Source organism: Ideonella sp. (assembly GCF_036277275.1).
Taxonomy (GTDB): domain Bacteria; phylum Pseudomonadota; class Gammaproteobacteria; order Burkholderiales; family Burkholderiaceae_C; genus Ideonella.
Genome location: NZ_DASUNH010000006.1, coordinates 40,942 through 48,465, shown reverse-complemented (window position 1 = coordinate 48,465; position 7,524 = coordinate 40,942). Strand labels below are relative to the sequence as shown.

The following is a 7,524-nucleotide window of genomic DNA, read 5'->3' as shown; positions in this document are numbered from 1 at the left end:
CGAGAACCCGCGCTCCGTGCGCGTGGCCTTCATCCTCAACCAGCACAACACCGAGTTGCGCAGCCGCGGCGTGCTGTTCTCGATCCACGGCGAAGACCTGCCGGTGTTCCGGCTGCTGCGCCTGCGCGCGCGCCGCACGCCGGCGCTGATCGAAGACGCGAAGGACGTGCTGCTCAAGCTGTACGACGCCGACGCCGAATACTCGGCCGACGCGCTCGAGGGCATCTACGACAAGCTCGAGCTCGTCAGCGCGCGCGTGCTGCAGCAGGAGGTGGACGACACCGCCGCCGGCGAGGCGCTGGCCGCGATCGCGCGCGAGGAAGACCTGAACGGCCGCATCCGCCGCAACGTGATGGACACGCGGCGCGCGGTCAGCTTCATGATGCGCAGCCGCATGCTCAACGCCGAGCAGTTCGAGGAGTCGCGCCAGATCCTGCGCGACATCGATTCGCTCGATTCACACACCGCGTTCCTGTTCGACAAGATCAACTTCCTGATGGACGCCACCGTCGGCTTCATCAACATCAACCAGAACAAGATCATCAAGATCTTCTCGGTCGCGTCGGTCGCCCTGCTGCCGCCGACGCTGATCGCCAGCGTCTACGGCATGAACTTCCAGCACATGCCGGAGTTGAACTGGACCTATGGCTACTACTTCGCGATCGGGTTGATGGTCGCGTCGGTCGCCGCGCCGCTGCTCTATTTCCGCAGCAAGGGCTGGATGAGGTAGTAGAGCCCCCACGCCCCTTGCCAGGGGCTGCCCCCCGAGGGGGCTCGCGCAGCGGCCCGGCGGAGCCGGATCCGCGCACGCCGCTTGGAGGTGAGCGGCGCTTCGCGCGCTCACGCAATTCAAGTTGCTCGCGCTTGGCGTTGCGCTACGCGATCGCCGAATGAGGTGACGCGCAAAGCGCCAATAAGTCACCGGCGTCGCGTTCGGTTGCACTTGGGGAGGGACTACCCCGCTCAATGCTGCAGCGCACTCGAACGAAGACTGCAGCATGAACACTCTGCTCGCTGCCGGTCTCATCGCCGTATGTGCGACTGCCAGCTCTCCGGCGCTGGCGCAATTCAACCAGGTGCCATCCCCGCTTGCGCTCAGCGCAGGCGCGGTGTCCGAGGCACCGACTGCGCAGGAGTACCGACGAGATGCCGCCAAGCGCGTCTACGAGTCGTTCCCGATGCACATCCACCGCGGCAAGCTGCCGCCGCTGATGTATGCGATCACGATCACCGAGGCCGACATCGATGCGAGCGGCCGCGTGACGGAGGTGCGGATGGTCCGCGAGCCGGCCGCCGCGAAAGAGGTCGGGCCATGGGTGCTCGCATTGCTGCGCAAGACCCAGTTTCCGGCGCCGGTTCGGTTGGAACGGGTGACCTACCGGGAGATCTGGCTGGTCGACAAGACAGGCAAGTTCCAGGTCGATACGCTCACCGAGGGGCAGAGATAGAGTCCCCACGCCCGCTCCGGCGGGCTGCCTCCGAAGGGGGCTCGCGCAGCGGACCGGCCGGGCCGGATCCGCGCACGCCACTTGAAGGCGGCGGCGCTGCACGCGCCTGGGGCCCGCACGCTGCCAGCGGTAGCCGAGCAAGTGTTTCGCGCGGGCGGCGCGGCGGCTCAGCCGCGGCACCGCAAAGGTTGGCCGGGAAGCGGTGTGCGCTGCCGGCGCTGGGCCGGCCCGGCACGAACTCGTAGCGCCAGACGGACTGCGACGAGATCGCGGCCACTGCCAGCAGCGGCTGCATCCGGAGGTTGTCGGTCCGCACCTGCAGCGACAGCTCGAAGCCGGCGACCAGCGCCGACAGCAGGCCGCGCTCTGGCAGGCCGGTGGTGCGCAGCCAGATCGACTGCGTCGCAATCACGGTCGGCCATCAGCCAGGCCAGCGCAGTGGCCGCGGCCCAGCGGCGGGCTTCCCCCGAAAACCCCCGAAGCCGCGATTGACCCCGAACGGCCGGCTCCCGCGTATCACCCTGAATGAGCTGTGTGGCAGACTGGCCGGCGCCCGTGAAACCCACCGACGCCTGCCTCAACATCGCCGACGACGCCCAAGACGATGCCCTGGTGCGCGCGTTTGCCGCCGGCGACGCGCGGGCCTTCGATGCCCTTTACGCGCGCCACGAACAGGCGCTGTACCGTTTCGTGCGCCGCCTGCTGGGCCGCGATCTTGTGTCGCAGGCCGACGAGGTGTTCCAGGACACCTGGCTGCGCATGATCCAGGCCGCGCCGCAGTGGTCGCCGCAAGGTGCGCGCTTTCGCACCTGGCTGTTCACGATCGCCCACCACCGCGCGATCGACATGCTGCGCCGCAGCGGCCGCGAGCAGGCCTGGGGCATCGATGCCGACATCGGCGACGCTGGCGACGCGCCGTTCGCACCGGCCGGCGAGCCCTGGCTCGACTGGCCTGCGCCGACCGCGGCCGCGCCCGAAGAGCTGGCGTTCTGGCAGCGCGCCGGCCAGCGGCTGCTGAGCTGCCTCGAAGAGTTGCCACTGCCGCAGAAGGCCGCGTTCTTGCTGCACCATGAAGACGACCTGAGTGTGGCCGAACTGGCCGGCGCGTTGGGCATCGGCTTCGAGACCGCGAAGAGCCGCCTGCGCTACGGCTTGTCGAAGCTGCGCACCTGCATGGGCGCCTACCTGCCGGCGGCAGACCTGAAAGGAGGCGGAGCATGAATGCTGTGCCGCCGAATCTGCCGCCGGACAGCGATGACGAGCTGCGTCCCGACGCGCGCTTGCGCTCGGCCTTGTTGCACGCGCCCGATGGCGCGAGCCGCCCGTCGCCAGCGCTGCGCAGCGCCGTGCTGCAGGCGGCGCGAGCGTCCTTGCCGCCGCGGCCGGCGTGGTGGCAACGCCTGCTCGGCATCGAACCGGGCCAATCCGGCACGCCGCGCCTGTGGACCGCGGTGGCCGGCGTGGGGGCGTTCGGCCTGGCGCTGAACCTGGTCTGGCATTTGTCGAAGGCGCCAGCGCCGACCGAGTTCGACAAGGTGGCGACCGTGTCCGAAGCCAAGCGCGCCGCCGCGCCGGAGCCGCCGGCGCCACCGTTGGGTGAAAAGGTGCCTGAGGCACCTGCGCCTGCGGCCACGCCGCGGGAGGAGTCGGCGGCGAAGTCCGCGCCGCGCCTTGAGCGTCAACCGATGGGGGCCGCCCAAGCGCCGGCTCGGCGTGACGCAGCGCCCGCGCCGGCGACACGCCCGCCGTCGATCACCTCGACCACGACGGACGCGCCCGCCGCTGCGGCGCCGCCTGCCCCGGCCGCGCCTGTCGTGGCGGCAGTCCCTCCCGCGGCGGACGCTGACGACAAGGCGCTGGCCAGGGAAGAGCGGGCGAACGTTGGCAGGATGGCCGATGCGGGGGCCGCTGATGGCCGCGCCTCGGCCGACATGCGTGCCCGCGGGGGGGCACCGGCCCCCGCTGCCGTTGCACCGACCGGCGTGGCCGCCGCGCCGTTCCCGGCCCGTCCCGGTGCCGACAGTGCCCGCAGTGAAACGGCGCCTCTGGCCGCCGTCGCAGCCAAGCCGGAGGCGCCCGGACGGGCCAAGCAAGCCGAGGCCTCCATGGCCGCGGCACCATCATCGGCCGCGTGGCCGCCATCGCTGGCCAAGTTCTCGAATGCCTTGAACGGCGCGACCGACTGGCCGCCAGGCTGGCAGCTGCAGGGTCCAGCCGAAGTGGCCTCGCCGCGGCGCGCTTGGTGGCAGGCCATGCTGGCCGGCACGGCGGGCCGTTGGCAGAACTGGCATCAAGCGTTGCCGGCATCGGTCGCGTCCGCGACGACCTGGCGTCTGCATGGGCCGGATGGCGCAGGCTTTTCGATCACGCTGGCCGACGGTCACGCTTGGCTGCAGACCGATGGCGCGGTCTGGCGGGCACCTTGGACGGTGGCGCCGCCGCGTTGAAGCGTCAGGCCGGCGGCGTTGCGAGCTTGCGCTGCAGAGCGCGCATCAGCACCCCGAGAACCGGCAGCTTGGCGTAAAGCTCTTCGGCGGCATCCCAGTAGTCGCGGTGCTGGGTGATGCGGCCGCCGGCGTCGAAGCGCAGGTGGCTGGCGCCGTGGATCGTCATCGGCCGGCCGCGCAGCGCGAAAGCCATGTCCCACACCAGCGCACAGTCGGTGGCGCCGCCGATGACCTGGGTGATGCGAAAGCGCGGTGCCTGCAGCGCCTCGAACATGTGGGCGTAGATGCGGCGGATCGCGTCGACACCGACCACGTCATTGAATGGGTCCTTGAAGCGGGCCTGCGCGGCGTAGATGTCGTCCAGGCGGTCGAGGTCGGCCGGGGCCATGGCTTCGAAGAAGCCGACGGCGCGGGCGATATGGGGCTCGGGGGTGTTCGGCATCGTGTGGCGGAAGGTCCAGGGGTCAAAGGCCGGTGGCGCGGCGCACCAGCGCCTCGTACGGGCCGGTCGGCAACCAGCGCATCGCTTTCAGCAGCCGCGTGAAGCGGCGCGGGAAGTGGATCTCGAAATCGCCGCGCGCCCAGCCGGCGAGCATCTCCTGCGCGGCCTGCTCGGGCTCGATCAGCGCCGGCATGCGGAAGTCGTTGCCGGCGGTCAGCGGCGTGCGCACGAAGCCGGGGTTCACGAGCGACACGCCGACGCCCAGCGGCGCCAGGTCCAGGTGCAGCGATTGCGCCAGGTGGATCAGCGCCGCCTTCGTCGGCCCGTAGGCCAGTGCCTTCGGCAGCGCGCGGTAGCCCGCCACGCTGGCCACCAGGCTCAGGTGCGCCGGTTGGCGCGTGGCGGCCTGCGCGCGCAACCGCGGCAGCACCGCCGCGATCACATGCAGCGCGCCGGTCACGTTGACCTGCTGGTGCCGCAGCATCTCGTCGAGGTCGAACTCGGTGGCGCGCAGTGGCTGGTAGATGCCGGCGGCGTAGAGCACGAGATCGAGCCGGCCGTGGCGCGCGTGCAGCGAGTCGGCCGCGCGCTGCACCAGCGCGCGGTCGGCCACGTCGAGCACCAGCGCCTCGGCGCCCGGGTGCGCGCTGACGAAGGCGGCGAGCGCCGGCGCGCTGCGCGCCGAAACGATTACCCGCGCACCGCGAGCATGCAGCGCCTGGGCGACTGCCAGCCCGATGCCGGTGGAGGCGCCCACCAGCCAGGCCACCCGGCCCTGCCAGTCGTCGATCCGCGGGTTCAAGGGCATCGTCGGCCTTCAGGGCTTGTGGAACGACAGCGTGACCTCGCCCAGGTCGATGCCGAACTTGCTCATGCGGGCCTTGTTCAGCATCACCTTCTCGTCGACCAGCCACATCCAGTCGTCGAAGGCCACGTTCCAGACCCGGCCGTCGACCGGCAGCGCCAGCGTGTAGCGCCAGTTCAGCGCATTGCCGCGCGCCTGGCCCTCGGCGGCACCGACCACGTCGTCGGCGCGGCCGGTGTAGCGACCATCGGCGCCGCGGGTCAGGTGCCAGACGCGGCGCTGGGTCTGGCCGTCGCTGTAGCGGAAGTCTTCTTCGAGCACGCCCTCGTTGCCATTCCAGCGGCCGACCAGGTCGACCGTGAAGCGGCGCACGACCTTGCCCGAACGGTCGGTGAACACGCCGTGCGCCTGCAGCGGGCCGTTGAAGTAGGTCGCCAGGTCGAGCACCGGCGTTTCACGGGCGTAGTCGGCGGGCGTCGGGCCGGCACAGCCGGCCAGGCCGGCGATGACCAGGGCTGTAGTGCTCAATCGTTGGTCAGTGCGTTTCATGCGTCAGGCTCCTGTCGTATCCATCCCCACCACAAGCAGGCCAGCGCCGTGGCCTTTAGCGCGCAAGGCAGCAACGCGTAAACGGCTGCCAGCGCCGAGATGCCGGCTGGGTTTTGCTCGCCGGGCTGGTAGCCCAGCCACTGCAGCAGCGGCAGCGCCAGGCCGGCGGCCAGCGCGAGGTTCAGCTTGGTCGCGGCGCTCCACCAGCCGAAGGCCACGCCCTCGGCTCGGCCACCGGCCTGGCGCAGCAGCCCGGCCAGCAGCGCCGCCGGGGCGCACAGATCGGCGCCCAGCGCCAAGCCGCTGCCGGTGCAGACCAGGGCGAACCACAGACCGTCGCCCACGCCCAGCGTGGCGGCGCCGACGAAGCTCACGATCGCCAGCGCCATGCCCAGGGCCCAGGCCCGCGCGAGGCCGAGGCGGCCGATGATGCGCACCCACACCGGCAGCGACGCTGCCGCGGCGCTGAAGTACAGCCCGAGCAGCCAGGGCTCGCCCTCGGGCCATTGCAGCCGGTCGCGGATGAAGAACAGCACCAGCGTCGCCGGCAGTGCGCTGGCCACGCCGTTCAGCAGGTAGATGCCCAGCAGGCGGCGAAACGCCGGCCAGCGCCACGGCACCCACAGCCCGGCGGGCGGCGAGGCGGTGTCGGCGGCCTGCGGCGCCGGGGCGATGCCGAGCGTGGCCAGGCCCAGCGCCAGCGCGAGGGCCAGCGCCGCACTGGTCACGCCCAAGCCGGCGGCACTCGGCAGCACGCTGGCCACGATCACGCCGAGCAGGGCAGCGCCTTCGCGCCACGCGACCACGCGCGCCCGCTCGGCGGCCGACTGGCCCAGCCGCGCGCCCCAGGCCTGGTGCAGCACACTGAGCCCGCTGTAGGCCAGGTAGCAGGCGACCAGCGCGCCGCCGGCCCAGGCCAGCAGCGCTGGTGTTCCGCGCACCGGCGGGAAGAACAGCGCCTGGAACGCCGCGGCGAGCAGCGCCGCTACCGCGCCGGCCACCGCGATCAGGCGGGCACGGGGCCAATCGAGCAACTGGTCGACGAGGCGGCCGATCAGCGGGTCGAGCAGCGCGTCGAGCGTCCGCACGGCCAGCAGCAGCGCACCGAGCGAGGCCAGCGGTACGCCGAGGCCGGCGGCGTAGTGGTGCGGCAGCAGCACATACAGCGGCAGCGCGACGAACGCCAGCGGCAGGCCCAGCAGGCCGTAGCAAACCCCCTGCCATCCTTGCAGAGGCGCCGGCCGCGGGGTGGGCCGCGCACCGAGGGCCTGGGCGGCCGGTGTCATCGTGGGCCTTCGAACAACGCCTGCCGCAGGCCCGGCTCCGACGTCCAGCGTGCCAGCCAGATGCCGAAGAACAATGCGGTGAAACGCGTGTCGCGCAACTCGCCGACAAAGCGGCCGTTGAGATGGAAGCGCGCCGCCTGGCCGGGCACCTGCACGCCGGTGATGCGGTCGCCGTCGGCCACGTCGGGGAACAGGCGCTTCATCTGCGCCAGCCAGACCGAGGTGGTGGCTTCGTCCAGCGGGCCGGCGCGCTGCATCTCGGCCAGCGAGCGCTCGGCGATGCGCTCGCCGCTGAGCGAGCGGCGGTAGACGATCTCCAGCGCCAGCGGCTGTCGATCGGCCTCGCCGGGCCGCACCGGCTCGGGCGCCCACAGCGTGATGTCGTAGACCGGCAGGCCGAGAAAACGCAGGCGGCCCTGGCCCTGCCGTCGCGGCGGGGGCGCATCGGGCCATTCGCCGCGCAGCTCGGGCGGCGCCGCGGCCTCGGCCCAGCCGAGCCCCGGCAGGCTCAGCGGCAGGGCCAGCACCACACGGCGTTGCATCGCGG

The 7,524-nt window shown here is 71.8% G+C and carries 10 protein-coding genes; 4 read left to right on the top strand and 6 right to left on the bottom strand.

Features of this window, described 5'->3' with window-relative positions; translation table 11 throughout:
• Both VFY73_RS01510 and VFY73_RS01505 read left to right on the top strand, forming a co-directional pair.
• Nucleotides 1-730 (top strand): CorA family divalent cation transporter (locus VFY73_RS01510; protein WP_329716136.1); only part of this gene is annotated, 730 nt, incomplete at its 5' end.
• A 268-nt stretch (nt 731-998) separates the two neighbouring features.
• Nucleotides 999-1,448: a hypothetical protein gene (locus VFY73_RS01505; RefSeq protein ID WP_329716135.1), complete on the top strand. Its 450-nt coding sequence runs from the start codon at nt 999-1,001 to the stop codon at nt 1,446-1,448.
• On the opposite strand, the gene VFY73_RS01500 is transcribed toward VFY73_RS01505, so the two are convergent.
• Nucleotides 1,429-1,860 carry a hypothetical protein gene (locus VFY73_RS01500; protein ID WP_329716134.1) on the bottom strand — a complete coding sequence of 144 codons (432 nt, stop codon included), beginning with the start codon at nt 1,858-1,860 and terminating at the stop codon, nt 1,429-1,431. The genes VFY73_RS01505 and VFY73_RS01500 overlap by 20 nt on opposite strands.
• Nucleotides 1,861-2,003: 143 nt before the next feature.
• On the opposite strand from VFY73_RS01500, the gene VFY73_RS01495 reads away from it, so the two are divergent.
• Together VFY73_RS01495 and VFY73_RS01490 are read left to right on the top strand one after the other, a co-directional pair.
• Nucleotides 2,004-2,669, top strand: coding sequence for a sigma-70 family RNA polymerase sigma factor (locus VFY73_RS01495; RefSeq protein WP_329716133.1), 666 nt, complete (start codon nt 2,004-2,006; stop codon nt 2,667-2,669).
• Complete coding sequence (locus VFY73_RS01490) at nt 2,666-3,895, top strand: hypothetical protein (RefSeq protein WP_329716132.1); 1,230 nt, start codon at nt 2,666-2,668, stop codon at nt 3,893-3,895. The genes VFY73_RS01495 and VFY73_RS01490 overlap by 4 nt, the downstream gene beginning before the upstream one ends.
• 4 nt (nt 3,896-3,899) lie before the next feature.
• Here VFY73_RS01490 and VFY73_RS01485 read toward each other — a convergent pair whose 3' ends face one another.
• From VFY73_RS01485 to VFY73_RS01465, 5 genes are read right to left on the bottom strand one after another with little or no spacing between them, the layout of a single operon-like run.
• Nucleotides 3,900-4,337, bottom strand: a complete 438-nt coding sequence (locus tag VFY73_RS01485) for a nuclear transport factor 2 family protein (RefSeq protein WP_329716131.1) — start codon at nt 4,335-4,337, stop codon at nt 3,900-3,902.
• 22 nt (nt 4,338-4,359) lie between these two features.
• Nucleotides 4,360-5,145, bottom strand: a complete 786-nt coding sequence (locus VFY73_RS01480; protein WP_329716130.1) for an SDR family NAD(P)-dependent oxidoreductase — start codon at nt 5,143-5,145, stop codon at nt 4,360-4,362.
• A 9-nt stretch (nt 5,146-5,154) separates the two neighbouring features.
• Nucleotides 5,155-5,691, bottom strand: coding sequence for a DUF3833 domain-containing protein (locus VFY73_RS01475; RefSeq protein WP_329716129.1), 537 nt, complete (start codon nt 5,689-5,691; stop codon nt 5,155-5,157).
• Nucleotides 5,688-6,977, bottom strand: coding sequence for an MFS transporter (locus VFY73_RS01470; protein ID WP_329716128.1), 1,290 nt, complete (start codon nt 6,975-6,977; stop codon nt 5,688-5,690). The genes VFY73_RS01475 and VFY73_RS01470 overlap by 4 nt, the downstream gene beginning before the upstream one ends.
• Nucleotides 6,974-7,519 (bottom strand): chalcone isomerase family protein, encoded by a 546-nt coding sequence (locus tag VFY73_RS01465; protein WP_329716127.1) that lies wholly within the window; start codon nt 7,517-7,519, stop codon nt 6,974-6,976. The genes VFY73_RS01470 and VFY73_RS01465 overlap by 4 nt, the downstream gene beginning before the upstream one ends.
• Nucleotides 7,520-7,524 lie beyond the last annotated feature (5 nt).